The sequence below is a fragment of the Streptomyces sp. NPDC093801 genome, from assembly GCF_040701585.1.
Taxonomy (GTDB): Bacteria; Actinomycetota; Actinomycetes; order Streptomycetales; family Streptomycetaceae; genus Streptomyces.
In genome coordinates this window covers 135,831-161,244 of record NZ_JBFBDP010000015.1, presented here as the reverse complement: position 1 = coordinate 161,244, position 25,414 = coordinate 135,831, and the positions used below count along the sequence as shown (strand labels likewise).

Here is a 25,414-nt window from a genome sequence, read left to right as displayed (position 1 = left end):
GCCCATGGAGACGACGAGCACGAGCAGCAGCCGGGTGGGCGTACAGCCCGCCGAAGCCCCCGGCGCCACGGCCCCGCAGCCCGAGCCGGGCGAGCAGGCGGCGCCGCCCGCCGACGCCACCGCGCCCGTCCCGGCGGCCCGCAGGGCGGCCGAGGGGTACCTGAGGGCCGAGTTCCCCTGGTACGGGCTGGACGGGGCCTTCACCGGCCCCCGCTGGCTCATGCAGGTCGGCACCGGCGCCGACGGCACCGTGGAGCACGGCTCCACCGGCCACGGCGACGAGCCCTCGGTCCGGGGGGAGATCGCCACCGGCGAGAAGGAGCGGTTCGCGGTGGTGGTCACCGTCGCCAGCAACCCCCTGCGCCGCAGCGGCGACGGCACCGGCGTGCTGGAGGCCACCTCGGTCTCCTCGGCCGCCTGGCTGGCCGGCTCGGGCCTGCTGGCCTACAGCTGGCCGCCCCAGATGGACCACACCCTGCGCGACGACTGGCTGGACCAGCAGACGGAGGCGGCGTGGGAGCTCGCCGACGACCTGGAGGGGCCGGACTGGTCGACGCTGTCGCTGCCCGTCGACGGGGAGCCGACGACGTTCCACTACCGCGAGTCGGAGTTCGGGTGGGTGCTCGCCGGTTCCACCGGGAGCGGGGTGCACCTGGGCGCGTACGGGCGGGGGATGAGCGCGTACGGACTGGGCTTCTCGGCCATCGCGGACCTCGCGCTGTACGAGTAGGCGGGGCACGGGAAAGGGGCACCGCCCGGCGGCGATGCCCCTTCGTGCGGCGCGCACCCTGCGGGTGCGCGCCGGGGTGCGTCAGAACTTGTTGCGCGGCGTGATGCCCAGGGACATGCCCGACAGGCCGCGGGCGCGCCCGCCCAGCTTGCCGGCGATCGTGCGCAGGGCCGCGCCCGCCGGGGAGTCCGGGTCCGCCAGGACGACCGGCTCGCCGTTGTCGCCGCCCTCGCGCAGGCGCACGTCGATCGGGATCTGGCCCAGCACCGGCACCGTGGCGCCCGTGGTCTTCGTCAGGCCGTCCGCGACCAGCTGGCCGCCGCCGGTGCCGAAGACGTCCACCATCTCGTCGCAGTGCGGGCACGGCAGGCCCGACATGTTCTCGACGACGCCCACGATCTTCTGGTGCGTCTGCACGGCGATCGAGCCGGCCCGCTCCGCGACCTCGGCCGCGGCCTGCTGCGGGGTGGTGACGACCAGGATCTCGGCGTTCGGGACCAGCTGGGCCACCGAGATGGCGATGTCGCCCGTGCCCGGCGGGAGGTCCAGCAGCAGCACGTCCAGGTCGCCCCAGAACACGTCGGCGAGGAACTGCTGGAGCGCCCGGTGCAGCATCGGACCGCGCCACACCACCGGGGCGTTGCCCGGGGTGAACATGCCGATGGAGATGACCTTCACGCCGTTCGCCGAAGGCGGCATGATCATGTTCTCGACCTGGGTGGGCTTGCCCTCCACACCCAGCATCCGCGGCACGCTGTGGCCGTAGATGTCCGCGTCGACCACGCCGACCTTCAGGCCGTCGGCGGCCATCGCCGCCGCCAGGTTGACCGTGACGGACGACTTGCCGACACCGCCCTTGCCGGAGGCGACCGCGTACACGCGGGTCAGCGAGCCCGGCTTGGCGAAGGGCACCTCGCGCTCGGCGGTGCCGCCGCGCAGGGTGGCCGCGAGCTCCTTGCGCTGCGCGTCGCTCATCACGTCCAGGGAGACGGACACGGAGGTGACGCCGGCGACCTTCGCGACCGCGTCGGTGACGTTCTTGGTGATGGTCTCGCGCATGGGGCAGCCCGACACCGTCAGGTAGACCGTCACGGCGACCGCGCCGCCGTCGCCGATCTCCACCGATTTGACCATGCCGAGTTCGGTGATCGGCCGGTGGATCTCGGGGTCGTTGACCGTCGCCAGCGCGTCCAGGATCGCGTCCTGCTCCGGCACGGCGGCGGAGGGTGTCTCGGTAGCCATGCCCCCGATGGTACGGCTCGGTAGCAGGGCTCCGGTAAGCCGATCAGCGGTCGCCTTCGTCACTTTCGCCGGGGAACAGCCGCCGCTCGTCCATCTCCTTGATCAGGTCCTGGAACTCCGAGCGGATCCAGTCGCGCGTGGCGACCTCGCCCAGGCCCATCCGCAGTGCCGCGATCTCCCGCGTCAGGTACTCGGTGTCCGCGATCGACCGCTCGTTCTGCTTGCGGTCCTGCTCGTGCGTGACCCGGTCCCGGTCGTCCTGACGGTTCTGCGCGAGCAGGATCAGCGGGGCCGCGTACGAGGCCTGCAGGGACAGCATCAGCGTCAGGAAGATGAAGGGGTACTGGTCGAAGCGCAGGTGGTCCGGCGCGAAGACGTTCCACAGCACCCACAGCACGATGACCAGGGTCATCCAGACGATGAACCGGCCCGTGCCGAGGAACCGCGCGACCCGCTCCGACAGCCGCCCGAAGGCCTCCGGGTCGTACTCGGGCAGCAGCTTGCGCCGGTCCTGGCGCGGCTGGTCCAGCCGCACCCGGGACCGCGTCAGCGCGCTGGCCCCCGAGGGCGCGCCGCCGCGCGCCCGCTCGGAGGAACGTTCCGCCGCCCGCTCGCCGCGCTGCCGCGCCGCCTCCTCCAGCCGCTCCGACAGCCCCTCGCGGGCCTGCTCGCGCCGCTCCCGCCGACGCTCGCGCGCCGCCTCGCCGCGTCCGCGTTCAGTGGCCACTGACGGCCTCCTCGGAGTGGAAGTCCGTCTCCCGCCAGTCGTCGGGCAGCAGGTGGTCCAGGACGTCGTCGACCGTCACCGCGCCCAGCAGCGAGCCGCTCTCGTCGACGACGGGCGCCGCGACCATGTTGTACGCGGCCAGGTAGCTCGTCACGACGGGCAGCGAGGCGTCCGGGGGCAGCGGCGGCAGGTCCGTGTCCACGATCGAGCTCACCAGGGTGAACGGAGGGTCCCGCAGCAGCCGCTGGAAGTGCACCGTGCCCAGGTACTTGCCCGTCGGCGTCTCGTCAGGCGGCCGGCACACGTACACCTGCGCCGCCAGCGCCGGCGACAGGTCCGACTGGCGTACGCGGGCCAGCGCGTCGGCGACGGTCGCGTCGGGCCGCAGCACGATCGGCTCCGTCGTCATCAGACCGCCCGCGGTGTTCTCCTCGTACGACAGCAGGCGGCGCACGTCGGCCGCGTCGTCCGGCTGCATCAGCGTCAGCAGCCGCTCCTTGTCGTCCTCGGGCAGCTCCGAGAGCAGGTCGGCCGCGTCGTCCGGGTCCATCGCCTCCAGGACGTCGGCGGCGCGCTCCTCCTTGAGCTTGCCGAGGATCTCCACCTGCTCGTCCTCGGGCAGCTCCTCCAGGACGTCCGCGAGCCGGTCGTCGTCGAGGGCGTTGGCCACCTCGGCGCGCCGCTTCGGCGTCAGGTGGTGCAGCACGTTCGCCACGTCGGCCGGGCGCATCTGCTCGAAGGTGGCGACCAGGTTCTCGGCGCCCTGGCCCTCCTCCTCCAGGGAGAAGCCGGTCACCGCCGACCACTCCACGGTCAGCGTCTCGCCGCGGCGGCGCAGCGCGCCGCCCTTGCCCTTGCGGACGAAGATCCGGTCGATCTCCCAGTCGCGGCGGGCCGGCAGCTGCTGGATGGCCACGTCCAGGACGGTGACCTCCTCGCCGCTGGCCACCAGCGTGACCCGGCGGTCCAGCAGCTCGCCGATGATCAGCCGCTCGGTCGGCCGCTGCTCGAAGCGCCGCATGTTGACGACGCCGGTGGTGATGACCTGACCGGACTCCACGCCCGTCACCCGGGTCATCGGCAGGAAGATCCGGCGCCGGCTGACCACCTCGACCACCAGGCCCAGCAGCCGGGGCGGGCGCCCGCCGACGCGCAGCATCGCGACGAGGTCGCGGACCCGGCCGACCTGGTCGCCGTTGGGGTCGAAGACGGGCACACCCGACAGATGCGAGACGAAGATCCGCGGGGCGCCTGCACCCATCCGAGCGCCTCCTAGAGCGTCGATCACCAGTCATGCCGTGCCTCAGGCTAGCCCCTGCCGGGGGAAAGCGTCCTGGTGGGGCAGTCCGGCCGGGGGTCCGGCGGGCCCGGTTCCGCAGGCGGGTACGCTGCCTGCTGCTCCCCCGGCCATCACGGGAGGTGTCCCGGCCGACCAACGACGAGAGGCAACCGACGTGACCGCCTACCCCTCCGCCGTACGGCTGCGCCGGGCCGCCCTCATCGGTGCCCTGTGCGCGGGCATCGCCGTCACCGGGACGGGCTGCGCGGAGAAGACGGACCCCGACAAGGGGACGAACGGGGTCGGCAAGCAGGCCCCCGAGAAGATCGAGAGCCAGGCGAAGGCCGCGGCCACCGCCGCCCAATCGGTCCGCCTCTCCGGCACGCTGGTCAGCGGCGGCAAGACCTTCACCCTCGACCTGCGGCTCAAGGCGGACGGCGGCTCCGGCCAGGTGAAGTCGCAGACGGACACCTTCCAGGTGCTGCGGGTCGGCGAACAGCTGTACCTGAAGGCGAGCGCGGCCTTCTGGGGGAAGTCGGACTCGGCCGGCAAGCTCGGCGACAAGTACGTGAAGGTCCCCGAGAGCGACCCCACCTACAAGCAGTTCCGCGGGTTCACCGACATGCACGTGCTGCTCGACGGGCTCCTCGGCCTCCAGGGCAAGCTCACCAAGGGCGGCTACACCAGCGTCGGCCACACCAAGGCGGTGCCGGTCTCGGCCGACGCGGGCAAGGGCGGCAAGCTGACGGTGTCCCTGGAGGGGACCCCGTACCCGCTGATGATGGAGCGGGCGGGCGGCGCCGGCCGCGTGGAGCTGTCCGAGTGGGGCAAAACCTTCCCTCTGGAGGCCCCGGCGCAGGACCAGACCGTGGACTACGGCTCCCAGCTGCCGACCACCAAGGACGGCGCGGGCACGGGGACGGGCGCGGGCACCGGAACGGCCTCCCCGGCCCCGTCGAAGGGCGCCACCACGGGCGGCACGGGCAGCACGGGCGGTTCGGGAAGCACCGGCGGGACCGGTGGTACGGGCGGCACGGGTGCCGGCTCCTCCGGCCAGGGCTCCAACCCGACCGGTGGCTGAGCGGCCCCGGCCGCTACTTCCTCTTCCGCTTCAGCAGCAGCTTCGGCAGCCCCGCCGGGATCGGCCTGCGGGTCGTCGCCGGGGAGCCCAGCGGCGCCGCGGCCAGCGAGCCCTCGGGCAGCCGGTCGGCCACCGACACCGGCTCCAGGCGCAGCAGCCGGCACTCGCGGGCCCAGCGCTCCGTCATCTCCTCCGAGTCGGGTGCGTTCAGCCGCTTGCCCTTGAGCTCGGCCACGGCGGCCTCCCACGGCCCGGTGCGCGGCGCGAGCTCCCGTACCGCCGCGGTCCAGGCCACGAGCCGGCCGCCCTTGTCCTTGCTGCGTACGGTCACCTCGGCGGCCGCGCCGTCGGCGAGCCCGGGGAACGGCTGCTCGCCGGGACCGTCGCCGAGCACGTGCGCGGCGCCGTCCACCCAGGCGTGCCACAGGGCCCGGTCGGCGCCCGCCCCGCGGACCCAGATCAGGCCGGACTTCTTGGAGGCCTCCTCGACGAGGGCCAGGTCGAGTGCGCTGAGAGTCATGCGCACAGCGTAGGCGCTGCGCTCCCGCCCGCTACAGCCAGCCGTTGCGCCGCAGCGTCCGGTGGATGGCGAAACAGCTGCCCACGATCGCGGCCATCACCATCGGATACCCGTAGCGCCAGTGCAGCTCCGGCATGTGGTCGAAGTTCATCCCGTACACGCCGCAGATCATCGTGGGGACGGCGACGATCGCCGCCCAGGAGGTGATCTTGCGCATGTCCTCGTTCTGGGCGACGGAGGCCTGGGCCAGGTTCGCCTGGAGGATGGAGTTCAGCAGCTCGTCGAAGCCGATCACCTGCTCGTGCACCCGGGCGAGGTGGTCCGCGACGTCGCGGAAGTACTTCTGGATGTCCGGGTCCACCAGCCGCATGGGCCGCTCGCTCAGCAGCTCCATCGGCCGCAGCAGCGGCGAGACCGCCCGCTTGAACTCCAGCACCTCCCGCTTCAGCTGGTAGATGCGGCCCGCGTCGCCGCCCCGGGCGACGCCCTTGGCGGGCGCGGCGAAGACCGCGCTCTCCACCTCGTCGATGTCGTCCTGCACGGCCGCGGCCACCGCGATGTAGCCGTCCACCACGTGGTCGGCGATCGAGTGCAGCACCGCCGAGGGGCCCCGCACGAGGAGCTCCGGGTCGTCCTGGAGGCGGTGGCGCAGCGTCCGCAGGGAGCCCTGGCCGCCGTGCCGGACCGTGATGACGAAGTCGGGACCGGTGAAGCACATCACCTCGCCGGTCTCCACGACCTCGCTGGTGGCGGTGAGTTCGGCGTGCTCCACGTAGTGGATCGTCTTGAAGACGGTGAAGAGGGTCTCGTCGTAGCGCTCCAGCTTCGGCCGCTGGTGCGCGTGCACCGCGTCCTCCACGGCGAGGGGGTGCAGGCCGAACGTGGCGGCGATGCCGGCGAACTCGGCCTCGGTGGGCTCGTGCAGCCCGATCCAGGCGAACCCGCCGTCCTCCCGGACCCGGCGCAGCGCCTCACGGGGCGTCAGGCAGTCGCCCTGCGCCCGCCGGCCGTCGCGGTAGACGGCGCAGTCGACCACCGCGCTGCTCGCGGAGGGGTCGCGGGTGGTGTCGTAGCCGGGCTGGACGGGGGTGGACTTGCGCAGTGCCGGACGGACGGCGGCACGGAGGTAGGGCAGCATCGACATGGCAGGCTCCTTCTCGCGCGCGGCTGCGGACCGCACGGGTGGGAGGCCCTCCGGCAGTGGGCGGACAGGCCCGTGCGGACGGAGGGAAACAGGACGGGAGGACAAAGTTCTGCCGTCGCTCTTCTGCTGATCAGAAGATCAAAGGGGGCTGGAGCCACCCTGGAAAGTCGCCGAAGAGCGATTGGTACTGCACGATCGACTTCGGTCCATCGCAGCCCCACCTCCTCCGGCCGGTCCCCCGTGGGGGACGTCCTGTCGCCGGAGCCTGGAAACAACGCTTCTGCGCAGCGGCCCCGACCAGCTGTCAACACTATCAGCCGACGGATGGTCAAACGCCTGTCTTTACCCGGCGGATAGGAGTTCTATGCTCGCTCCATGGCAGAAATTCCGGCCCTCGTCGAAGCCCGGCTCCGCAGCGCGTTCGGCGAGCCCGACGCCCGCGCCGCCGTCACCTTCCTGGGCACCGACCGCATCGAGGTCCTCCGCTTCGCCGAGGGCGACCTCGTCCGCTACGCGACCCTCGGCATGTCCGCGCATCCCATGACCGATCCGACCGCCGTGGTCGCCGACCCGGTGCGCGGCCCGCGCGCCGAGCTCGTGCTGACCGTACGGGCGGGGCTCGCACCCACCGACAAGGTGCTGCGGCCGCTCGCGGTGCTGGCCGCCTCACCGGTGGTCGAGGGGCTCGTCGTGGCCCCCGGCGCCTCCCTGGACGTGGGCGAACCGCTGTGGGAGGGAGCGCCGTTCACCTCGGTCCTGGTCGCCGAGCCGGGCGGACTCGTCGAGGACCTCGAACTGGACGAGCCGATGGAGCCCGTCCGCTTCCTCCCCCTGCTGCCGATGACGGCGAACGAGGCCGCCTGGAAGCGGGTGCACGGCGCGGCCGCCCTCCAGGAGCGCTGGCTCGCGCGCGGCACGGATCTGCGGGACCCTCTGCGTACGGCCGTCGCACTGGACTGAGCACGGGGCCCGCGGGTACGGACGCCATCCGGACGGGTGATCGTGTCTTGACGGGGCGCCGGGCGGGGAGGAGCGTGCTTCCTATGAGGGGCGAACCGAGTTGCCCGAAGTGTGGTGGCCGGGTCCGCGCGCCCGGTCTTTTCTCCGACTCCTGGCAGTGCGCCGTGCACGGCCCCGTCCATCCGCTGCAGCCGGTCCTCCCACCCAGCGTGGAGGGCCTCGGCGTGGTGGCGAACCGGTCCAAGGTGCCGGTGTGGATGCCGTGGCCGCTGCCGGTGGGATGGCTGTTCACCGGGGTGGCGTCCGCCGGTGACGACCGGACCGGCGGCCGGGCCACGGTCGTGGCCTGCACCGGCCCCGGCCCGCTGGGCGGCCTGGGCGAGATGCTGCTGGTCGCGGAGGAACTGGGCGTGGGCCTCGGCGCCCGCTTCGCGGGCATCGACGGCCCCGACCCCGGCCCGGGCCTCGACGTCTCGGGCCCGCCCCACGCCAAGGTCGTCACCGACGGCCGTCCGACCCCGCTGTGGCACGTGAAGGGGGCCCCGGAGGACCGGGCCGTGTTCGCGGGCGAGGCCCGCGGACTGTGGCTGTGGGCCATCGTCTGGCCGGAGCAGTCGGGCCTCCTGATGTACGACGAACTCGTCCTGGCCGACCTCCGCGACGCGGGCGCCGAAGTCGAACTGGTCCCGTGCGGAGCCCTGAGCCCCAGGATCCTGGGGCCCTGAGGGACGGACGCCCCGGCGGGGGCGGGGGGCCCGCGCCGCGAGCCTTCGTCCCCGCCCCGCCGCCCGGGGCCTCCGGCGGCTCGGGGCACGGGTACCCTGGAGTGTCCCCCTCGTCCGCCCGAACCCTGGAGCCCGGCTGTGCGCATCGACCTGCACGCCCACTCCACGGCTTCCGACGGCACCGACACCCCCGCCGAGCTGGTGCGCAATGCCGCCGCGGCGGGGCTGGACGTGGTCGCGCTGACCGACCACGACACCGTCGGGGGACATGCCGAGGCGATCGCGGCCGTGCCGCGGGGCCTCACGCTGGTGACCGGGGCCGAGCTGTCCTGCCGGCTCGACGGGGTGGGGCTGCACATGCTCGCCTACCTCTTCGACCCGCAGGAGCCCGAGCTCGCCCGCGAGCGGGAGCTCGTCCGCGACGACCGCACCCCGCGCGCCCAGGCCATGATCGGCAAGCTGCAGGAGCTCGGTGTCGGCGTGACCTGGGAGCAGGTCGCCCGGATCGCGGGGGACGGCTCCGTCGGACGCCCGCACATCGCGACCGCCATGGTCGAGCTGGGGGTCGTCCCCACGGTCTCCGACGCGTTCACCGCGGACTGGCTCGCCGACGGCGGCCGGGCCTACGCCGAGAAGCACGAGCTCGACCCCTTCGACGCCATCCGCCTGGTCAAGGCGGCCGGCGGGGTCACCGTCTTCGCGCACCCCGCCGCCGTCAAGCGCGGCGTGTGCGTGCCCGAGGAGGCGATCGGCGCCCTCGCGGCGGCGGGCCTGGACGGCATCGAGGTGGACCACATGGACCACGACGCCGACACCCGCGCGCGCCTGCGCGGACTGGCCGGGGACCTCGGTCTGCTGACGACCGGTTCCAGCGACTACCACGGCAGCCGCAAGACCTGCCGTCTCGGGGAGTACACCACCGACCCCGAGATCTACGGCGAGATCACGCGCCGTGCGACCGGGGCCTTCCCCGTTCCGGGCGCCGGCGGAGACGCCCGCGCCTGAGCGCCGCCGGCCGCTGTGACGCGGCCACCGGGCTCACGTGCGCCCTTCCCCCTCGCCCTTTTTCGTAACACCCCTCTATGCAAGGCATCACTGTGTTCGACTTCGCCGTCTTCGGATCCCTTTTTCTCACGCTTTTTGTGATTATGGACCCGCCGGGCATCACGCCGATCTTCCTCGCCCTGACCTCGGGCCGCCCCGCCAAGGTCCAGCGCCGCATGGCCTGGCAGGCCGTCTGCGTCGCCTTCGGCGTGATCGCGACCTTCGGCATCTGCGGCCAGCAGATCCTGGACTACCTGCACGTCTCCGTCCCGGCCCTGATGATCGCCGGCGGTCTGCTGCTCCTGCTGATCGCGCTCGACCTGCTCACCGGCAAGACCGACGAGCCCAAGCAGACCAAGGACGTGAACGTCGCGCTCGTCCCGCTGGGCATGCCGCTGCTGGCCGGTCCCGGTGCGATCGTCTCCGTCATCCTGGCCGTGCAGAAGGCCGACGGTTTCGGCGGGCAGCTCTCCGTCTGGACCGCGATCGCCGCGATGCACGTGGTCCTCTGGCTGACCATGCGCTACTCGCTGGTGATCATCCGGATCATCAAGGACGGCGGCGTCGTCCTGGTCACCCGCCTCGCGGGCATGATGCTGTCGGCCATCGCCGTCCAGCAGATCATCAACGGCGTGCTCCAGGTCGTCCACGGCGCCTGACCCCGCACCGCCCCGCGCATGCGAACGCCCCCGTACCGGATCGGTACGGGGGCGTTTCGGGAAGCATCAGGAGGACGCACTCTCGGCCGGTCGGATCAGGATGCGCTGGCCGATCGCGGCCGCCTGCTGCACGATCCGGTTGACGGAGGCCGCGTCCACGACGGTGCTGTCCACGGCGGTTCCGTCGACGTCGTCCAGGCGCAGAATCTCGAAGCGCACGGCTTCTCCCTTCGTCGGTGTTCTCCTTGCACAGGGTTCAACCAGGCGCCCCTCAGAAACATTCCCTACGCTAAGGAAATTTTTTCCTTAGCTAACTACCGGGTGGTCGAGGATCGCCAGAAGCCCACTAGAGAAACCGCGGTGACCTGCGGGTTCTCCGCGTTCGGGGAGTGTTCGGCGCCCTCGACCACCACCCGGGAAGCGCCCAGACGGACCGCCATCTCGTCCATCAGCGGTACCGGCCAGGCGTAGTCGACCACCCCCGACAGCACCAGCTTCGGCAGCGCCACCGCCGCCAGCTCCTCCACCCGGTCCGGCTCCGACACCAGGATCCGGCCGGTGGTGATCAGCTGCTCCGGGACGGTGGCCAGCCAGCGCCCGCGCAGGAACGCGGCCAGCTCCGGCGCGTCGGGGACGGCGTCGGCGGGGTCGTGGGCCCGCATGGCCTCCCAGACGGCCGGCATGTCCTCCCGCATCGCCTCCAGCGCCGCGACCAGCAGCTTCGTCCGGGCCTGCTGCTCCTCCGCGATCGCGGCGGGGCCGCTGCTCATCAGGGTGAGGGAGGTGAAGGGGGAGGCGTCGCGCAGGACCGCGGCGCGCGAGACCAGCCCGCCCAGGGAGTGGCCGACCAGGTGCAGCGGCCCCGCGCCCCCCAGGGCCCCGGCCTGGGCGAGGAGGTCGAGGGCCAGCTCGTGGAGCTCGTAGGCGGACTCCTCGCGCGGGCCGGGGCTCTCGTGCTGCCCGCGCCCGTCGACGGCGACCACCCGGTACCCGGCGGCGGCGAGCGGCTCCAGCAGGGCGATGAAGTCCTCCTTGCTGCCCGTGAACCCGGGGACCAGCAGGGCGGTGCCGTGCTCGGGCTCGCCCGCCTCGTGCACGGCGAACTCGCCGCGGGAGGTGGTCAGGCGGTACGCACGGGCGGCGGGGGGCAGGGTGAGGCGCGGCGGCTTGCTCATGGCCCGAGGTTACCGGCCCGTAGGCCCGGGAACGAGGACGGCCCCGGCCCCTCGAAAGGGGACCGGGGCCGTACCGTCGTGCGCCCGTGCCTACCGGAAGCGGCGGGTCGTGCGGACCGGCTCGCTCGGCGGGGCGATCTGGAACTGCGGCTCGGAGGCCGGGGCGGCCACCTTGCGGGTCCGGCGACGGGGCGCGACCGGCGCCTCGTCGATGACCACGTCCGGGATCGGGGTGGCCACGGACTTGCGGGTCGGAACCCGGCGCGGCCGGACCGGAGCCGACGCCTCGGCGACCGGGGCGGCGGCCACGGGGGCCTCGGCCACCGGGGCCTCGGCGACGGCGGCCTTGCGGGTCCGGGTGCGCTTCGGCTTCGCCGGAGCCTCCTCGGCCACGACCGGGGCCTCGGCCGGAGCCTCGGCCACGGCCACGGGGGCCTCGGCGGCCGGGGCCTCGACGGCCGCGGCGGCCGTCTTGCGGGTCCGGGTGCGGCGCGGCTTGACCACCGCCGCCTCCTCGACCGCGACCACGGCCGGAGCCGGGGCCTCGACCGCCGGCGCCTCGGCGACGGGGGCCTCGGCCTCGTTGACCGCGGCCACGGCCGCGGCCGTCAGCCGGGTGCGGCGGCGGCGCGGACGGCGCGGCTCGTCGTCGGCGGGGGCCTCCGCGGCCGGGGCCACCGCGGTGGACGCGGCCTCGGCCTCGGCGCCGACCTCCGAGCCGCCACGGGTGCGGCGGCGCTGGCGCGGCGTACGGGTCCGGGCGGGACGCTCCTCGGCCGGAGCGGCGGCGCCGCGGCCGCCACGGCCACCGCGCCCGCCGGTCTCGCCCAGGTCCTCCAGCTCCTCGGCCTTCAGGCCGGCCCGCGTGCGCTCGGCGCGCGGCAGGATGCCCTTGGTGCCGGCCGGGATGCCCAGCTCCTCGTACAGGTGCGGCGACGTGGAGTACGTCTCGACCGGGTCGTGGAAGTCCAGCTCCAGCGCCTTGTTGATCAGCTGCCAGCGCGGGATGTCGTCCCAGTCGACCAGGGTGACGGCGGTGCCCTTCGCGCCCGCGCGGCCGGTGCGGCCCACGCGGTGCAGGAAGGTCTTCTCGTCCTCCGGCGTCTGGTAGTTGATGACGTGGGTCACGCCCTCGACGTCGATGCCGCGCGCGGCGACGTCGGTGCACACCAGCACGTCGACCTTGCCGTTGCGGAACGCGCGCAGCGCCTGCTCGCGGGCGCCCTGGCCCAGGTCGCCGTGGACGGCGCCGGAGGCGAAGCCGCGCCGCTCCAACTGCTCGGCGATGTCGGCGGCCGTGCGCTTGGTGCGGCAGAAGATCATCGCGAGCCCGCGGCCGTCGGCCTGGAGGATGCGGGAGACGAGCTCCGGCTTGTCCATGTTGTGCGCGCGGAAGACGTGCTGCTTGATGTTGGCGACGGTCGCGCCCTCGCCGTCCTCGGAGACGGCGCGGATGTGCGTCGGCTGCGACATGTAGCGGCGCGCCAGACCGATGACCGCGCCCGGCATGGTCGCCGAGAACAGCATCGTCTGCCGCTTGGCCGGCAGCAGGTTCATGATCTTCTCGACGTCGGGCAGGAAGCCCAGGTCGAGCATCTCGTCGGCCTCGTCGAGGACGAGGGCCTTGACGCGGGACAGGTCGAGCTTCTTCTGCCCGGCCAGGTCCAGCAGGCGGCCCGGGGTGCCGACGATCACGTCGACGCCCTTCTGGAGCGCCTCGACCTGGGGCTCGTACGCGCGGCCGCCGTATATGGCGAGGACGCGGACGTTGCGGACCTTGCCCGCGGTCAGCAGGTCGTTGGTGACCTGGGTGCACAGCTCGCGGGTCGGAACCACCACGAGGGCCTGCGGGGAGTCGGTGAGCTGCGCGGGCGTGGCCCGGCCGGCCTCGACGTCCGCGGGGACGACGACCCGCTCCAGCAGGGGGAGGCCGAAACCGAGCGTCTTGCCGGTGCCGGTCTTCGCCTGGCCGATGACGTCCGTGCCGGAGAGGGCGACGGGGAGGGTCATCTCCTGGATCGGGAAGGGGGACACGATGCCGACGGCTTCCAGGGCCTCGGCCGTCTCGGGGAAGATCCCGAGTTCTCGGAACGTAGTCAGGGTGCTGCCTCTTCTGTGAGACGCGGCGCGAGGCGGCGAGGGGGGTCCTACCGTGCCGGGCTTGCGGTACTGCGCCCGCCCGGTGTGGGGCGGGGGTCGTACGAAGCTGCGCGGGACCACTGCCATCGCTCAGGCGCTCGTGCCGCTGAGGGGGCCCCTCGTGGAGGCGGTACGCATGGGCGTACTCCCCGCTAAGAGGGCGGTCGGGTGGAGCCGATCGGGCCACCGACCGGGCATCCTCATTCGGATGGCCCGCCGAGTATTCGGCAGGCGCATTACCACTGTACCCCGGAATCGCGCAGGTGTGTCGGGTGAATTCACCAGGTAGGCGGGTTTACACGGACGGAGAGCACGGTGGAGTGGTGACTTGTCCCGCCTTTCGGCGGGCTATTGTGCGGAGCATGTCGACCGTTGAAAACGCATCTCCCGCCGACGACAACGCCCAGGCCGGGGCGCAGGGCATCGCCGCCCAGGACTGGGCGACCGCCTCCGCCTCCCCGCAGTACCGGGCCGCCGTCGTGGACCTCCTCGGCGCGCTGGCGTACGGAGAGCTCGCGGCCTTCGAGCGCCTGGCGGAGGACGCGAAGCTCGCGCCCACCCTGGCCGACAAGGCCGAGCTGGCGAAGATGGCCTCCGCCGAGTTCCACCATTTCGAGCGGCTGCGCGACCGGCTCGCCGCGATCGACGCCGAGCCCACCGCCGCGATGGAGCCCTTCGCGAAGGGCGTGGACGACTTCCACCGCCAGACCGCCCCCTCCGACTGGCTGGAGGGCCTGGTCAAGGCCTACGTCGGCGACTCGATCGCCAGCGACTTCTACCGCGAGGTCGCCAGCCACCTCGACACCGACACCCGCGCCCTGGTCGTCGGCGTCCTCGACGACACGGGCCACGGCGGCTTCGCCGTGGAGAAGGTGCGCGCCGCCATCGAGGCCGACCCGCGCGTCGGCGGCCGGCTCGCGCTGTGGGCGCGCCGCCTGATGGGCGAGGCCCTCTCGCAGGCCCAGCGCGTGGTGGCCGAGCGCGACGCGCTGTCCACCATGCTGGTCGGCGGCGTCGACGGGATGGCCGCCGGCTTCGACCTGGCGGCCGTCGGCGAGATGTTCACCCGGATCACCAAGGCCCACACCAAGCGCATGGCCGCTCTCGGCCTCGCCGCCTAGGGTTCCCCGGTCACGGTCGTCCGCGCCCGCCCTCAGCTCCGCGACGGGAGCGAAAACGGAGGGCGGCGCGGGCCCCGGCCGCCCCCGGCGGCCGGGCGCAGCAGCAGGGACAGCACGACGGCCGACACCCCGACTCCGCCCAGCAGGGTCGCGAACAGGGTGTTGTGCCCCGGCCCCAGCGACATGTGCGTCAGGTAGGCCCCGAAAAGGGCGCCTGTCACCCCGCTGACCAGTACCGTTCTGGTGGAGGGGAGGCGCTTCGAGAGCAGGCGCACGGCCACGCCCGCGAGGGCGAGGCCCAGCAGACCGGAGCCGACGGCCTCCATCAGCATCATCTGGTGACTCCCCTACGTCAGGGCAAAGCGGGTCACTGCGGTCCTACCCGAAGCGGAAGAAACGGAAACGGCCCGGCGGATCCATCCGCCGGGCCGCTCCAGTCGTACTCCGGTGCCTCAGAGCGCGCCGAAACCGACCTTGCGCTGTGCCGGCTCGCCCAGGTCCACGTACGCCAGACGGTCGGACGGCACCAGGACCTTGCGGCCCTTGGTGTCGGTCAGGCTCAGCAGCGGCGCGGTGCCGGTCAGCGCGTCGGCGACGATGCTCTCCAGCTCCTCGGCGCTCAGGCCGCTCTCCAGCACGATCTCCCGGGGTGCGTGCTGCACGCCGATCTTGACCTCCACGGCTTTGTCCCTCCGACGGTCCGGTTCGCGCGATCAGCCGCGCCGTACCCGGTCCACATTAGCCCGGTGAGGGGACACGATCGGCTCGCGGCGGACACGCTCGCAGCGAACAGCGGCCGGTCAGGCTTCCGCGGCCTCCGTGCCGTGCAGCGGGAAGCCCGCGATGCCGCGCCAGGCGAGGGAGGTCAGCAGGCCCACCGCCGTGTCACGGGCGACCGGGCTCTCGCTCGACAGCCAGTACCGGGCCACGACCTGCGAGACCCCGCCGAGGCCCACGGCCAGGAGCATCGACTCGTCCTTGGACAGTCCGGTGTCCTCGGCGATCACGTCGGAGATGGCCTCCGCGCACTGGAGCGAGACGCGGTCCACGCGTTCGCGCACCGCCGGCTCGTTGGTCAGGTCCGACTCGAACACCAGCCGGAACGCGCCGCCCTCGTCCTCGACGTAGGCGAAGTAGGCGTCCATCGTCGCCGCCACGCGCAGCTTGTTGTCGCTGGTGGACTCCAGCGCCCCGCGCACCGCCTGGAGGAGGTTCTCGCAGTGCTGGTCCAGCAGCGCCAGGTACAGGTCGAGCTTGCCGGGGAAGTGCTGGTAGAGCACCGGCTTGCTGACGCCCGCCCGCTCCGCGATGTCGTCCATGGCCGCAGCGTGGTAACCCTGCGCGACGAACACCTCCTGGGCAGCGCCCAGCAGCTGGTTGCGCCGGGCACGGCGCGGCAGTCGCGTACCCCGCGGACGCGCTGCCTCGGTCTGCTCGATGGCTGTCACGCCGCCTCCCACTTTCTCTAAGAACACAGTGCGCTCTGCGCCGCGCGGCCATCGTACTTTTCGGTAACCGAATCTGGTGGGTTCAAGCCTAGTTTTCTCGCTGTGCGGACGGCCTGGACACACCCCGGACACGCTGGTCAGCGCCTGTCAGATGCTGTCAGCGGTAGTCCTCCTCGTCCAGGGGTACCACCCGGGCCTGCTCGGCGGCGTCCGCCTCGGGGGCCTCCCCCCGGTCCGCTCCGGTGAGCGGGTCGTCCTCCTGCGGCTGGATGTCGGCGAGCTGTTCGGCGGCGTCCGCCTCCGGAGCCTCGGCGTCGGGCGGGTCCGCGATCCGGTCCCGGAAGGTGTCCGGTTCGGCAGGGTCGACAGTCATTCCACTCCCCTCGCCTTCGCTCGTTCACTTACGAGCCTAGGAGGATGAGGAGTCCGCCGCCAGGCGGTCCTGTGACCGCGGACACAAGGGATCTCAAGGGGGCGAGCGTGATCGTCTCGTAACATTGGCCCATGTCTTCGACCGAGCTGCCGGGCGTACGGTCCACCGCCGAGCCGACCTCCCAGGTGGGAGCCGTCCGGGTGGGCGAGGGAGAGGGGCTGCGCACCGTCGCGCTGCCGGGCCTGGAGATGAACGCACGTTTCCGGCCACCGCAGCGGGAGGGCCTGCCGCCCGCGCTGTACGTGCACGGACTCGGCGGATCCTCCCAGAACTGGTCGGCGCTGATGGAGCAGCTGGCCGACGCCGTCGACGGCGAGGCGCTCGACCTGCCCGGCTTCGGCTGGTCCGCGCCCCCCGCCGACCGCGACTACTCGATCACGGCGATGGCCCGCGCCGTCATCCGTCACCTCGACGCCGCGGGACGCGGCCCGGTCCACCTGTTCGGAAACTCCCTCGGCGGCGCCGTCTCCACCCGCGTCGCGGCGGTCCGCCCCGACCTCGTGCGCACGCTGACGCTGGTCTCGCCCGCGCTGCCCGAGCTGCGGGTGCAGAGCTCGGCCGTGCCCACCGCCCTGCTGGCCCTGCCCGGCGCGCCCGCCCTGCTCGGGCGCCTCACCCGGCACCTGACGGCCGAACAGCGCACCCGGGGGGTGACGGCCCTCTGTTACGGAGACCCCTCACGGGTGACACCGGAGGGCTTCCGCAGCGCCGTCGAGGAGATGGAACGGCGCATGGCCCTCCCGTACTTCTGGGAGGCGATGAGCCGTTCCTCGCGCGGAATCGTCGACGCCTACACGCTCGGCGGCCAACACGGGCTGTGGCGCCAGGCGCAGCGCGTGCTCGCGCCGACGCTGCTGGTCTACGGTGGCCGGGACCAGCTGGTCTCGTACCGTATGGCGCGCAAGGCCGCCGCGGCCTTCCGGGGTTCGCGGCTGCTGAGCCTGCCCGAGGCCGGACACGTGGCGATGATGGAGTACCCCGAGGTGGTGGCCGCCGCCTTCCGGGAGCTGCAGCGCGACACCGCCGCCCGGGACACCGACCGAGATACCGCAGACGGCAAGGGCTGAGCACGTGGGACGACATAGTCGCAAGGCCCCCGCCCCCGCCCGCCCGCAGCCGGCGCCCGCGCCGTCGCCGCACGGGCCCGGGCCGGACGGACCGTACGCAACCGGGCCCTACGCGCCCGACCCGTACCCGCCGCAGGCGCGACCGCAGCAGCAGGCGCAGCCGCAGTCGCAGGCGCGACCGCACGAGCCCGCGCCGCAGGCGCCCGCCGGGCACGGGGAGCCGGGCGGACGCCGCCGGTCCGCCGAGCCCGCCGTCGTGCACCAGGGCTACGCCCCGCCCCCGGCCCGCCCCGGCGGCCACCCCGAACAGCGCGAGGAGGGCGGCGCCTGGGGCGCGGCAGCGGCCCCCGCCTCCCCGTACGGCGACCGGCGCGGCACCCGCGCCGCCGCGCCCGCCGCACCGCCCGCCCGCGACACCGACACCCCGGCCTTCGGCACCCCCGCGGCCGGCTTCCCCCGGATCGCCGAACGGCCCCGGGCCCCCGCGCCCGACCCCCTCACCTCCACCGGCTCCCACCGCCGCGTACCCGGCCCCCGCACGCCCGAGGCCCCCGAGGCCGGCCGGCCCGCGAACGGCCGCGGCACCCGGGTCCGCACCTACACCGGGATCGCCGCGCTGGCCGTCACCGCCGTGCTCGCCGTCGTCGTCGCGGGCCAGGTCACCAGCGAGGGCGACCCGGCCTCCTCCGGCGCACGCGCCGCCGGGGACGACGCGCCCCAGCGGCCCCTCGGCGACAAGGCGGCCTCCCGCTCCGACGGCCGCCCCACGCCCGCCTCCCCGCCGCCGCTGACGTACGAGCAGCAGATGGCGCAGCAGCTGCCCATCGACGCGAAACTGACCGGCACGGGCGCCTTCGACACCGTCCCCGGCATCGCCAAGGCCCCCGGCAAGGGCAAGGTCGTGCGCTACCGCGTGGACGTGGAGCAGGGCCTCGGCATGGACCCGCAGCTCTTCGCGGAGGCCGTCCAGCGCACCCTCAACGACCCGCGCAGCTGGGGTCACGACGGTGCGATGACCTTCGAGCGGGTGCCGGACGGCAAGGCCGACTTCGTCATCACCCTGGCCAGCCCCGGCACCACCGGCACGTGGTGCGCGAAGTCCGACCTGGACACCACCATCGACAACGTCTCCTGCGACTCCGCCAGCACCGAACGCGTGATGATCAACGCGTTCCGCTGGGGACAGGGGTCGCCGACCTACGGCGCCGAGCAGATGCTCGCCTACCGGCAGATGCTCATCAACCACGAGGTCGGCCACCGGCTCGGACACGGGCACGAGAGCTGCCGGAAACCGGGTTCACTCGCGCCGATCATGCAGCAGCAGACGAAATCCCTCGACATCGACGACATTCACTGCCTTCCCAACCCCTGGGTATTCCCCGGGAATTGACCGGACGGGGCGGGGGAGTGGCCGGTTCGTGCGTTGACAGGGCGTTCGATGATCGGCAATTGTTCTCCGCATGTCGCACCGCCACACCTCCGCCGCGAGCGCCGCCATCGAGCTGGCGCTCCTCGGTGTGGCCGCGCACAGCGTGTCCGACATCTTCTGTCGCTGACGCTCCCCCCGGGCCCTGCGGCCCGGGAGGCCCGGCCCGAGCGCGCGACTCCCCTTCCCCCTCCTTCGGCTTCGCCGCGCCCGGGCACTCCCCCCGCCCGCAGGCGCGGCTTCCGCCACCACCTTCCTCCCCGAGCGCGAGGCCTTCGGTCACACGGCCTACGAGCACTTCCCGGCGGGGAAGACCGGCAACCCGGCGAAGGCCAGGGAACTGCTGAAGGAGGCGGGCTACCCCGACGGCCTGACCGTCACCCTCACCCACTCCAATGCCCAGAACCGCCAGACCGGCCCCGAGATCGCCACCGCCGTCCAGCAGGCCCTCGCCGCCGCCGGCATCACCGTCAAGCTCGAAGGCCTGGAGAACAACGCCTTCAACGAGCGCCGCTGGGACGCCAGGAACACCCCCGGCCTCTTCCTCTCCCGCTGGGGCGCCGACTGGCCCTCCGGCGGACCCTTCCTCGCCCCGATCTACGACGGCCGGCAGATCGTCACCAACGGCTCCAACTACAACCACGCCCAGCTGAACGACCCGGCCGTGAACACCGAGATCGACGAGATCGCCAAGCTCACCGACCTCGCCGCCGCCGGCAAGCGCTGGGGCGCCCTCGACAAGAAGATCGGCGAGCAGGCCCTCGCCGTGCCGCTCTTCCACCCGGTCTACAAGCGCCTCGTCGGCAAGGCCGTCAAGAACGTCGTCATCAGCGACTGGACCGGCGTCCTCGACATCTCGCAGGTCGCCGTCAAGTGAGCACCTTCCCCGCCCGGCCGGCGCCGGCGAACGGGGCCCCCGCCCCGGCCGCGGGCGCCGGCCGCCGGGTCCGGCGGTGGCTGCGCGGGCGACCGTCCGCCCTCGCGGCCGCCGCCGTCCTGGCCCTCCTCGTCCTCCTCGCCCTCGCCGCACCCCTGATCGCCCACCTCACCGGACAGGACCCGAACGCCTACCACGACGACCTCGTGGACTCGGCCCGCGGCGGCGTCCCCCTCGGCTCCTTCGGCGGGATCTCCGCCGACCACTGGCTCGGCGTCGAACCCGGCACCGGCCGCGACCTGTTCACCCGCCTCCTCCACGGGGCGCGGATCTCCCTGCTGGTCTCCCTCGGCGCCACCGTCGTCCAGGTGTCCGCCGGCGTCGCCGCCGGACTCGCCGCGGGCCTCTACGTCGCCCCCGGCGACCCCGCCCGCCTGGCCTGCGGGGAACGCTGCAACCCGCAGCAGATCGCCCAGGTCCGCGAGCAGCTCGGGCTGAACGACTCCACCGTCTCCCAGTACCTGCACTTCCTCCGGGGACTGCTGGCCGGGCGGGACTGCTCCGGCGGCGCCGGACGGGTGCTCCACTGCGACGCGCCCTGCCTCGGCTTCTCCTACCAGAACGACCGACAGGTCACCGGACTCCTCCTGGAGCGGCTGCCCGCCACCTTCTCCCTGGCGCTGGGCGCCCTCGTCATCTGGCTCGTCGTCGGCGGCCAGATCGCTGAGGTGTACCGCGTCCACACCACCGCCGGCCGCCGGGCCGCCTGCGCCCGGGCCGTGGAGGTCCTCGACCGCGTCGCCGTCATGCACGCCGGCCGGGTCGTCGAGCAGGGCCCGGTGGACGAGGTCTACGGGCGGCCCGCCCACCCCTACACCCGCCGGCTCCTCGACGCCGTGCCCGCACTGGACCCGGAGCTCGCCGCCCGGCGCCGTTCGGTCCGGCAGGAGGTGTACGCGTAGCGCCCCGAACACGTCTTTCCTAGCGCGCTCGAACGCGAACCGTACGGGAAAGTTACGACTCTTCACCCCTTCCGGTGGCGCGACGGACAACCGTCCGTCGTGCCACCGGCGCATCCGCTTGAGTTCTCCCGCGGCGGGTCACCGGGCCTGCGGCGACCGCCAGGAATCGGGAGAACGGGGGTGCCACTCGTGCGGATCGGACTGCTCACCGAAGGCGGTTATCCGTATGCGGCCGCGGAGGCGGGGCACTGGTGCGACCGGCTCGTGCGCGGACTTCCGCAGCACGAGTTCGAGCTCTACGCGCTGAGCCGCAGCGCCGAACAGGAGGAGCGCGGCCGGGTACCGCTCCCGCAGCACGTCACCCGCGTGCGCACCGCCCCGCTGTGGGCCCCCGCCGACGACGGCCGCACCCACGCGCGCCGCGAGCGGCGGCACTTCGCCGACGGCTTCCGGGAGCTGGTGCGCGGCATCTGCGGCGGGGGCGCCGCCACCGCGGGCCCGGAGGCAGCCGAGGCCTTCGCGGCCGGGCTCCACGGGCTCGCCGACCTCGCCCGCGCGCACGGCGGGATGTACGCGGCCCTGCGCTCGGAGACCGCGGTACGGGTCCTGGAGGCCGGCTGCCGGGCCCCCGGCGCGGGCCGGGCCGTAAGGGCGGCACGCGTCCCCGACCTGCTGGAGTTCGCCGACGAACTGGAGCGCCTGCTGCGGCCGCTGTCCCTCGACTGGTACGGGGACCGCGGGCTCGCAGCCGTCGACGTCTGCCATGCCGCCGCCGGCGGGGTGGCGGCCCTCCCCGGACTGCTGGCCAAACGCTTCTGCGGGGTCCCGCTGCTGGTCACCGAGTACGGGGTCCGGCTGCGCGCCCACTACCTGGACCAGGGCTCCGACGGCCCCTCCGGCCCCGCGGGGGCCGCCAGGCCGGCCGTCCGCGCCCTGCTCGCCGCCTTCCACGTCCGGCTGGCCGGGGAGATCTACACCCGCGCCGACCTGCTGACCCCCGGCAACGCCCACGCCCGCCGCTGGCAGGAGCGCTGCGGCGCGCCCCGGGAGCGGGTGCGGACCGTGTACCCGGGGATGGAGGCGGACCGATTCGCCGCCGTCGGCGAGGACCCCGGCTGCGGCGACCCCGACACCCTGGTGTGGGTCGGGCGGGTGGAGCCGGCCAAGGACCTGATCGCCCTGCTGCACGCCTTCGCGGAGGTCCGCCGGGCCGCGCCGCGGACCCGGCTGCGGATCTTCGCCACGGCCGCCGCGCCGGCCTACCTGGCCGACTGCCGCTCGCTGGCCGCACAGCTCTTCCCCGACGAGGCCGCCGACGCGCGGACGGTCGGGGAGAACCCGGTCGCCTTCGAGGAGGTCGGCGGACCCGAGGCGCCCTCGGCGGCCGACGCCTACGCCGCCGGGCGGATCGTGCTCCTGTCCTCGGTGATCGAGGGCTTCCCCCTCACCCTGGCCGAGGCGATGCTGTGCGGCCGGGCCACCGTGTCCACGGACGTCGGGGCCGTCTGCGAGGTCATCGGCGGCACCGGGCTCGTCGTCCCCCCGCGCAACCCCCGCGCCCTGGCCGACGCCTGCCTCGCCCTGCTCGGCGACCCCGAACGGGCCCAGCGGCTCGGTGCGGCGGCCCGGACCCGGGCGCTCGAGCTGTTCACCGTCGAACAGAACGTGGAGGCCTTCCGCGAGAGCTACCTGAGGCTCCTGGCCAAGGCTTCCTCGCGCGGGCAGGGCGAGGTCCCGTTCGGCCTGCCGGCGGAGGCCCGGCTCCCCGGGCACTGGACGACCCCGACCTGGATCGCCGCCGGGCCGGACGAACCGGCCGAGCCCGCCGGGGTCGAGGAGGCGGCGGTATGACGACGTCGGACCTCGCGGGCACGGCACCGCTCCCGGGTTCCCCGCCGCCGGGCGGCCCCCCGGCCACCGCCGGGGACCGCGGCCGGGAGGGGGCCGCGGTGCGGCCCGGGCACCGGGGCGCGGATCCCGTCAAGGCGCTGCTGCACCGGCACCGGGAGCTCTGCGCGCGGGCCGTCGACCCGTTGGAGATCGCCGCCGGGCTGGAGGCGCACGGGATCACCGACCGGACCGCCGCGCGCTTCCGGCACCGGGACGTGTTCTCGCTCGCCGAGGAGCTGTACGCACGGACCCCGCGCGGGGAGGAGCCCGCGGACCGGCCCGCCCCCGTCCCGGCCGGGGCCCCGGCCGGCATGCGCCGCTTCGGGTGCGCCCTGCTGCCCGGCGCCCTCGGGTGCGCGGCGGCCGCCGCCGGGCTGCCGTGGGCGGGGCTCCTCGCGGGGCTGCTCGCCGCCGCCGCGCTGGTGTGGCCCGGGCGGGCCGCCGGGGGCCGCTTCCCCTGGACCGCCCACCTGCTCGCGGCGGCCGCCGCCGGCGCGGCCGTCCACCGCTGCGGCCCCGCCCTCGGCCCGGCCCTCGCGCTGGCCGTGGCACCCGGGCACCTCACCGCCGTCCTCTACTCCGCCCGGGTCCGGCGCCGTCTCGCCGGGAGCCGGGCCCTGGCCGATTTCGCCACCGGGGTCCGGCCCCTGGCGGCCGGAGCGCTCCTGCTGTTCACCGCGGCCGCCACGGGGGCCGCCGCGCTCGCCGGAGCCGCCCCGGCGACGGCCGTACCGCTCGCGGTGCTGCTGTTCCTGGTCCGGCTCCTCCTCGGCCACGGCGTCCACCGTGCACCGGTGGCCGCGGCCCTGGCGCTCGCCCTGGTCCCCGGCCCGGCCGCGGTGTACGCGGCCGTCGCGGGACTCCTCGTACACGCCCTCACCGCGCTCTCCCGTGCCTCCGCACACGCGCGTCCCTGAGCGCCGTACCCCACCACCGACCCACCCACCCAAGGAGAAACAGGATGACCGGCCAGCCAACCAACCGAGGGGCCGCGCGATGAGGGTGCTGCTGATCGGAGCCAACGGTTACCTCGGCCGCTACGTCGCGGACCGGCTGCTCGCCGACCCCGCCGTCCAGCTCACCGCGCTCGGCCGCGGCGACGACGCCGACGTCCGCTTCGACCTCGCCACCGGCAGTCCCGGCGCCCTCACCCGCTTCCTGGACGCCGTCCACCCCGGCGTGGTCATCAACTGCGCGGGCGCCACCCGGGGCGGAGCCCGCGAACTCACCCGGCACAACACCGTCGCCGTCGCCACCATCTGCGAGTCCCTGCGCCGCAGCGGCTGCGGGGCCCGCCTCGTCCAGCTCGGCTGCGCCGCCGAGTACGGGCCCAGCCAGCCCGGATCGTCCACGGCCGAGGACGCCGTCCCGAGACCCGGCGGACCGTACGGGGTCAGCAAGCTCGCCGCCACCGAGCTGGTGCTCGGCTCCGGACTGGACGCCGTCGTCCTGCGGGTCTTCTCGCCCGTCGGCCCCGGCACCCCGGCCGGGTCCCCGCTCGGCCGGCTCGCCGAGGCCATGCGGCGCGCCATGCAGTCCGGGGACGGGGAGCTCAAGCTCAGCGGGCTCGGCGTGCAGCGCGACTTCGTCGACGTGCGGGACGTGGCCCGGGCCGTGCACGCCGCCTCCCTGTCCGCCGCCCAGGGCGTGGTCAACATCGGCACCGGCCGCGCGGTCCGGCTGCGCGACGCGGCGGCCGTCCTCGCCCGGGTCGCCGGCTACGGCGGCGCCCTCAACGAGCTGGACGTCCCGCACGGCGGACCGCACAACGCCCCGCACGGCCACCCCGGCCGCCCGCACGGCCTGCCCGGCATCGGCTCGCCCCGCTCCGAGGCCACCGCCGAACAGCTCGCCACCGCGGCCCCCCAGCCGTACCCGTACCCCGACGGCTGCGGCGCCTGGCAGCAGGCCGACGTCCGCACCGCCCGGGACCGGCTCGGCTGGCGGCCCCGGATCAACCTCGAGGAATCCCTCGCCGACATCTGGATGGAGGCGGCGTGCCGTATCTGACCACCCCGCCCGGGGCCACGGCGACCGCGGCCACGGAGTCCGGCCGGCTCGGCCTGGGCATCCCCGGCTACGCGCACCCGTTGCTCGCCCCCGTGGAATGGGCCGAACTGACCCGCCCCGGCACCCCGCTGCACTGGGCCGTGCTCAACGTCGCCGACGGCCCCGGCGGCCGCCCCGACCCGCACTGCACCGAGGCGGCCGCGAAGCTCCGGAGCGCGGGCGGCACCGTCCTGGGCCACCTCGCCCTGCGCGGCGGCACCCGGTCCTTCGGGGAGCTGGTCTCCGACGCCCACCGCTTCCGGGACTGGTACGGCGTCGGCGGCTTCTACCTGGCCGAGGCTCCCTCGGACCGGCCGGAGCTCGCCGCCACCCAGCGGCTCACCGACGCCCTGCGGGGGCTCGGGGAGGACCTGCGGATCGTGCTCGGGCACGGCACGCACCCGTGCGAGGGCTACCTGGAGGCCGCCGACCAGCTGGTGACCTTCTCCGGGGCCTGGACCGACTACCGCTGGTCGCAGGTGGCGGAGTGGACCGCCGACCACCCGCCGGAGCGGTTCTGCCACCTCGTCCACGGCGTGCCCCGCACCCATCTGGAGGAGGCGGTCCGCATCGCCCGCTGGCAGGGCGCCGGAACCATCTGGTTCACCGACCGGCGCGCCACCCCCGACCGGGACCCGTGGGAGTCGATGCCCGCGTACTGGGACGAATTCGTCTCACGTATCGGACCGGGTGTCTCGGAATGAAGAAGGGCGTGG

General features: G+C 74.1%; 27 protein-coding genes and 1 pseudogene. 16 read left to right on the top strand and 12 right to left on the bottom strand.

Annotated elements, in window-relative coordinates:
- Positions 1-4: 4 nt before the first annotated feature.
- Positions 5-730 (top strand): hypothetical protein, encoded by a 726-nt coding sequence (locus AB0469_RS19390; protein WP_366452618.1) that lies wholly within the window; start codon positions 5-7, stop codon positions 728-730.
- Positions 731-811: 81 nt separating this feature from the next.
- Here the strand turns inward: AB0469_RS19390 and AB0469_RS19385 are convergent, their stop codons facing one another.
- From AB0469_RS19385 to AB0469_RS19375, 3 genes are all read right to left on the bottom strand, one after another.
- Positions 812-1,972 carry an Mrp/NBP35 family ATP-binding protein gene (locus AB0469_RS19385; protein WP_366452617.1) on the bottom strand — a complete coding sequence of 387 codons (1,161 nt, stop codon included), beginning with the start codon at positions 1,970-1,972 and terminating at the stop codon, positions 812-814.
- Positions 1,973-2,015: 43 nt separating this feature from the next.
- Positions 2,016-2,522 carry a DUF1003 domain-containing protein gene (locus tag AB0469_RS19380; RefSeq protein WP_366452665.1) on the bottom strand — a complete coding sequence of 169 codons (507 nt, stop codon included), beginning with the start codon at positions 2,520-2,522 and terminating at the stop codon, positions 2,016-2,018.
- Between the two features lie 166 nt (positions 2,523-2,688).
- Positions 2,689-3,960 carry a CBS domain-containing protein gene (locus AB0469_RS19375; RefSeq protein ID WP_042811277.1) on the bottom strand — a complete coding sequence of 424 codons (1,272 nt, stop codon included), beginning with the start codon at positions 3,958-3,960 and terminating at the stop codon, positions 2,689-2,691.
- Between the two features lie 193 nt (positions 3,961-4,153).
- Here AB0469_RS19375 and AB0469_RS19370 point away from each other — a divergent pair, with 193 nt between their 5' ends.
- The gene (locus AB0469_RS19370; RefSeq protein WP_366452616.1) at positions 4,154-5,059 is read left to right on the top strand and encodes a hypothetical protein; all 906 of its coding nucleotides are present in this window, start codon (positions 4,154-4,156) and stop codon (positions 5,057-5,059) included.
- A 13-nt stretch (positions 5,060-5,072) separates the two neighbouring features.
- Here AB0469_RS19370 and AB0469_RS19365 read toward each other — a convergent pair whose 3' ends face one another.
- Positions 5,073-5,579 carry a hypothetical protein gene (locus tag AB0469_RS19365; protein ID WP_042811276.1) on the bottom strand — a complete coding sequence of 169 codons (507 nt, stop codon included), beginning with the start codon at positions 5,577-5,579 and terminating at the stop codon, positions 5,073-5,075.
- Between the two features lie 31 nt (positions 5,580-5,610).
- Positions 5,611-6,723 carry a magnesium and cobalt transport protein CorA gene (locus tag AB0469_RS19360; protein ID WP_366452615.1) on the bottom strand — a complete coding sequence of 371 codons (1,113 nt, stop codon included), beginning with the start codon at positions 6,721-6,723 and terminating at the stop codon, positions 5,611-5,613.
- A 375-nt stretch (positions 6,724-7,098) separates the two neighbouring features.
- Between AB0469_RS19360 and AB0469_RS19355 the strand changes: the two genes are divergently transcribed.
- The 4 genes from AB0469_RS19355 to AB0469_RS19340 all read left to right on the top strand — a co-directional run bounded on the left by AB0469_RS19355 (position 7,099) and on the right by AB0469_RS19340 (position 10,111).
- A complete protein-coding gene (locus AB0469_RS19355) occupies positions 7,099-7,683 on the top strand; it encodes a suppressor of fused domain protein (RefSeq protein ID WP_366452614.1) in 585 nt (194 codons plus the stop codon).
- Between the two features lie 83 nt (positions 7,684-7,766).
- Entirely contained in the window at positions 7,767-8,408 is a 642-nt protein-coding gene (locus AB0469_RS19350; RefSeq protein ID WP_366452613.1) for a DUF6758 family protein, read from the top strand.
- 138 nt (positions 8,409-8,546) lie between these two features.
- On the top strand, positions 8,547-9,413 hold the full coding sequence (locus tag AB0469_RS19345) for a PHP domain-containing protein (protein WP_366452612.1): 867 nt from the start codon (positions 8,547-8,549) through the stop codon (positions 9,411-9,413).
- Between the two features lie 92 nt (positions 9,414-9,505).
- Positions 9,506-10,111, top strand: coding sequence for a MarC family protein (locus AB0469_RS19340; RefSeq protein ID WP_079429653.1), 606 nt, complete (start codon positions 9,506-9,508; stop codon positions 10,109-10,111).
- 66 nt (positions 10,112-10,177) lie between these two features.
- Here AB0469_RS19340 and AB0469_RS19335 read toward each other — a convergent pair whose 3' ends face one another.
- The 3 genes from AB0469_RS19335 to AB0469_RS19325 all read right to left on the bottom strand — a co-directional run bounded on the left by AB0469_RS19335 (position 10,178) and on the right by AB0469_RS19325 (position 13,320).
- Positions 10,178-10,330, bottom strand: coding sequence for a hypothetical protein (locus AB0469_RS19335; protein WP_007266367.1), 153 nt, complete (start codon positions 10,328-10,330; stop codon positions 10,178-10,180).
- Positions 10,331-10,425: 95 nt separating this feature from the next.
- Positions 10,426-11,286 carry an alpha/beta fold hydrolase gene (locus AB0469_RS19330; RefSeq protein WP_366452611.1) on the bottom strand — a complete coding sequence of 287 codons (861 nt, stop codon included), beginning with the start codon at positions 11,284-11,286 and terminating at the stop codon, positions 10,426-10,428.
- Between the two features lie 90 nt (positions 11,287-11,376).
- Positions 11,377-13,320, bottom strand: coding sequence for a DEAD/DEAH box helicase (locus AB0469_RS19325; protein WP_366452610.1), 1,944 nt, complete (start codon positions 13,318-13,320; stop codon positions 11,377-11,379).
- Positions 13,321-13,787: 467 nt separating this feature from the next.
- On the opposite strand from AB0469_RS19325, the gene AB0469_RS19320 reads away from it, so the two are divergent.
- A complete protein-coding gene (locus tag AB0469_RS19320; protein WP_366452609.1) occupies positions 13,788-14,546 on the top strand; it encodes a ferritin-like fold-containing protein in 759 nt (252 codons plus the stop codon).
- A 32-nt stretch (positions 14,547-14,578) separates the two neighbouring features.
- Here AB0469_RS19320 and AB0469_RS19315 read toward each other — a convergent pair whose 3' ends face one another.
- From AB0469_RS19315 to AB0469_RS19300, 4 genes are all read right to left on the bottom strand, one after another.
- On the bottom strand, positions 14,579-14,878 hold the full coding sequence (locus AB0469_RS19315) for a hypothetical protein (protein ID WP_366452664.1): 300 nt from the start codon (positions 14,876-14,878) through the stop codon (positions 14,579-14,581).
- Positions 14,879-14,998: 120 nt separating this feature from the next.
- The gene (locus AB0469_RS19310) at positions 14,999-15,226 is read right to left on the bottom strand and encodes a DUF3107 domain-containing protein (protein ID WP_366452608.1); all 228 of its coding nucleotides are present in this window, start codon (positions 15,224-15,226) and stop codon (positions 14,999-15,001) included.
- 120 nt (positions 15,227-15,346) lie between these two features.
- The gene (locus tag AB0469_RS19305) at positions 15,347-15,994 is read right to left on the bottom strand and encodes a TetR/AcrR family transcriptional regulator (RefSeq protein ID WP_366452607.1); all 648 of its coding nucleotides are present in this window, start codon (positions 15,992-15,994) and stop codon (positions 15,347-15,349) included.
- Positions 15,995-16,151: 157 nt separating this feature from the next.
- Complete coding sequence (locus tag AB0469_RS19300; RefSeq protein WP_366452606.1) at positions 16,152-16,367, bottom strand: hypothetical protein; 216 nt, start codon at positions 16,365-16,367, stop codon at positions 16,152-16,154.
- A gap of 131 nt (positions 16,368-16,498) precedes the next feature.
- On the opposite strand from AB0469_RS19300, the gene AB0469_RS19295 reads away from it, so the two are divergent.
- The 9 genes and pseudogenes from AB0469_RS19295 to AB0469_RS19255 all read left to right on the top strand — a co-directional run bounded on the left by AB0469_RS19295 (position 16,499) and on the right by AB0469_RS19255 (position 25,402).
- On the top strand, positions 16,499-17,494 hold the full coding sequence (locus tag AB0469_RS19295) for an alpha/beta hydrolase (protein WP_366452605.1): 996 nt from the start codon (positions 16,499-16,501) through the stop codon (positions 17,492-17,494).
- Between the two features lie 4 nt (positions 17,495-17,498).
- The gene (locus AB0469_RS19290) at positions 17,499-18,884 is read left to right on the top strand and encodes a DUF3152 domain-containing protein (RefSeq protein WP_366452604.1); all 1,386 of its coding nucleotides are present in this window, start codon (positions 17,499-17,501) and stop codon (positions 18,882-18,884) included.
- Positions 18,885-18,954: 70 nt separating this feature from the next.
- Positions 18,955-19,050 carry an Ms4533A family Cys-rich leader peptide gene (locus AB0469_RS19285; protein WP_366452603.1) on the top strand — a complete coding sequence of 32 codons (96 nt, stop codon included), beginning with the start codon at positions 18,955-18,957 and terminating at the stop codon, positions 19,048-19,050.
- Between the two features lie 114 nt (positions 19,051-19,164).
- Positions 19,165-19,797: pseudogene (locus AB0469_RS19280) on the top strand (ABC transporter substrate-binding protein); the annotation flags it as partial.
- On the top strand, positions 19,794-20,759 hold the full coding sequence (locus AB0469_RS19275) for a hypothetical protein (RefSeq protein ID WP_366452602.1): 966 nt from the start codon (positions 19,794-19,796) through the stop codon (positions 20,757-20,759). The pseudogene AB0469_RS19280 and the gene AB0469_RS19275, both read left to right, overlap by 4 nt.
- Positions 20,760-20,948: 189 nt before the next feature.
- Complete coding sequence (locus AB0469_RS19270; RefSeq protein WP_366452601.1) at positions 20,949-22,610, top strand: DUF3492 domain-containing protein; 1,662 nt, start codon at positions 20,949-20,951, stop codon at positions 22,608-22,610.
- Positions 22,607-23,566 carry a hypothetical protein gene (locus AB0469_RS19265; RefSeq protein ID WP_366452600.1) on the top strand — a complete coding sequence of 320 codons (960 nt, stop codon included), beginning with the start codon at positions 22,607-22,609 and terminating at the stop codon, positions 23,564-23,566. Before AB0469_RS19270 ends, AB0469_RS19265 begins: the two co-directional genes overlap by 4 nt.
- Positions 23,567-23,645: 79 nt before the next feature.
- Positions 23,646-24,659 carry an NAD-dependent epimerase/dehydratase family protein gene (locus AB0469_RS19260; RefSeq protein WP_366452599.1) on the top strand — a complete coding sequence of 338 codons (1,014 nt, stop codon included), beginning with the start codon at positions 23,646-23,648 and terminating at the stop codon, positions 24,657-24,659.
- Complete coding sequence (locus tag AB0469_RS19255) at positions 24,647-25,402, top strand: spherulation-specific family 4 protein (protein WP_366452598.1); 756 nt, start codon at positions 24,647-24,649, stop codon at positions 25,400-25,402. The genes AB0469_RS19260 and AB0469_RS19255 overlap by 13 nt, the downstream gene beginning before the upstream one ends.
- Positions 25,403-25,414 lie beyond the last annotated feature (12 nt).

Bases quoted from the DNA above. Each gene is read 5' to 3' on its own strand.
- AB0469_RS19350 (WP_366452613.1), top strand. From the start codon at position 7,767: ATGAGGGGCGAACCGAGTTGCCCGAAGTGTGGTGGCCGGGTCCGCGCG.
- AB0469_RS19315 (WP_366452664.1), bottom strand. From the start codon at position 14,878: ATGCTGATGGAGGCCGTCGGCTCCGGTCTGCTGGGCCTCGCCCTCGCG.
- AB0469_RS19300 (WP_366452606.1), bottom strand. From the start codon at position 16,367: ATGACTGTCGACCCTGCCGAACCGGACACCTTCCGGGACCGGATCGCG.
- AB0469_RS19330 (WP_366452611.1), bottom strand. From the start codon at position 11,286: ATGAGCAAGCCGCCGCGCCTCACCCTGCCCCCCGCCGCCCGTGCGTAC.
- AB0469_RS19365 (WP_042811276.1), bottom strand. From the start codon at position 5,579: ATGACTCTCAGCGCACTCGACCTGGCCCTCGTCGAGGAGGCCTCCAAG.
- AB0469_RS19375 (WP_042811277.1), bottom strand. From the start codon at position 3,960: ATGGGTGCAGGCGCCCCGCGGATCTTCGTCTCGCATCTGTCGGGTGTG.
- AB0469_RS19295 (WP_366452605.1), top strand. From the start codon at position 16,499: ATGTCTTCGACCGAGCTGCCGGGCGTACGGTCCACCGCCGAGCCGACC.
- AB0469_RS19260 (WP_366452599.1), top strand. From the start codon at position 23,646: ATGAGGGTGCTGCTGATCGGAGCCAACGGTTACCTCGGCCGCTACGTC.
- AB0469_RS19355 (WP_366452614.1), top strand. From the start codon at position 7,099: ATGGCAGAAATTCCGGCCCTCGTCGAAGCCCGGCTCCGCAGCGCGTTC.
- AB0469_RS19390 (WP_366452618.1), top strand. From the start codon at position 5: ATGGAGACGACGAGCACGAGCAGCAGCCGGGTGGGCGTACAGCCCGCC.
- AB0469_RS19320 (WP_366452609.1), top strand. From the start codon at position 13,788: ATGTCGACCGTTGAAAACGCATCTCCCGCCGACGACAACGCCCAGGCC.
- AB0469_RS19385 (WP_366452617.1), bottom strand. From the start codon at position 1,972: ATGGCTACCGAGACACCCTCCGCCGCCGTGCCGGAGCAGGACGCGATC.
- AB0469_RS19265 (WP_366452600.1), top strand. From the start codon at position 22,607: ATGACGACGTCGGACCTCGCGGGCACGGCACCGCTCCCGGGTTCCCCG.
- AB0469_RS19285 (WP_366452603.1), top strand. From the start codon at position 18,955: ATGTCGCACCGCCACACCTCCGCCGCGAGCGCCGCCATCGAGCTGGCG.
- AB0469_RS19360 (WP_366452615.1), bottom strand. From the start codon at position 6,723: ATGTCGATGCTGCCCTACCTCCGTGCCGCCGTCCGTCCGGCACTGCGC.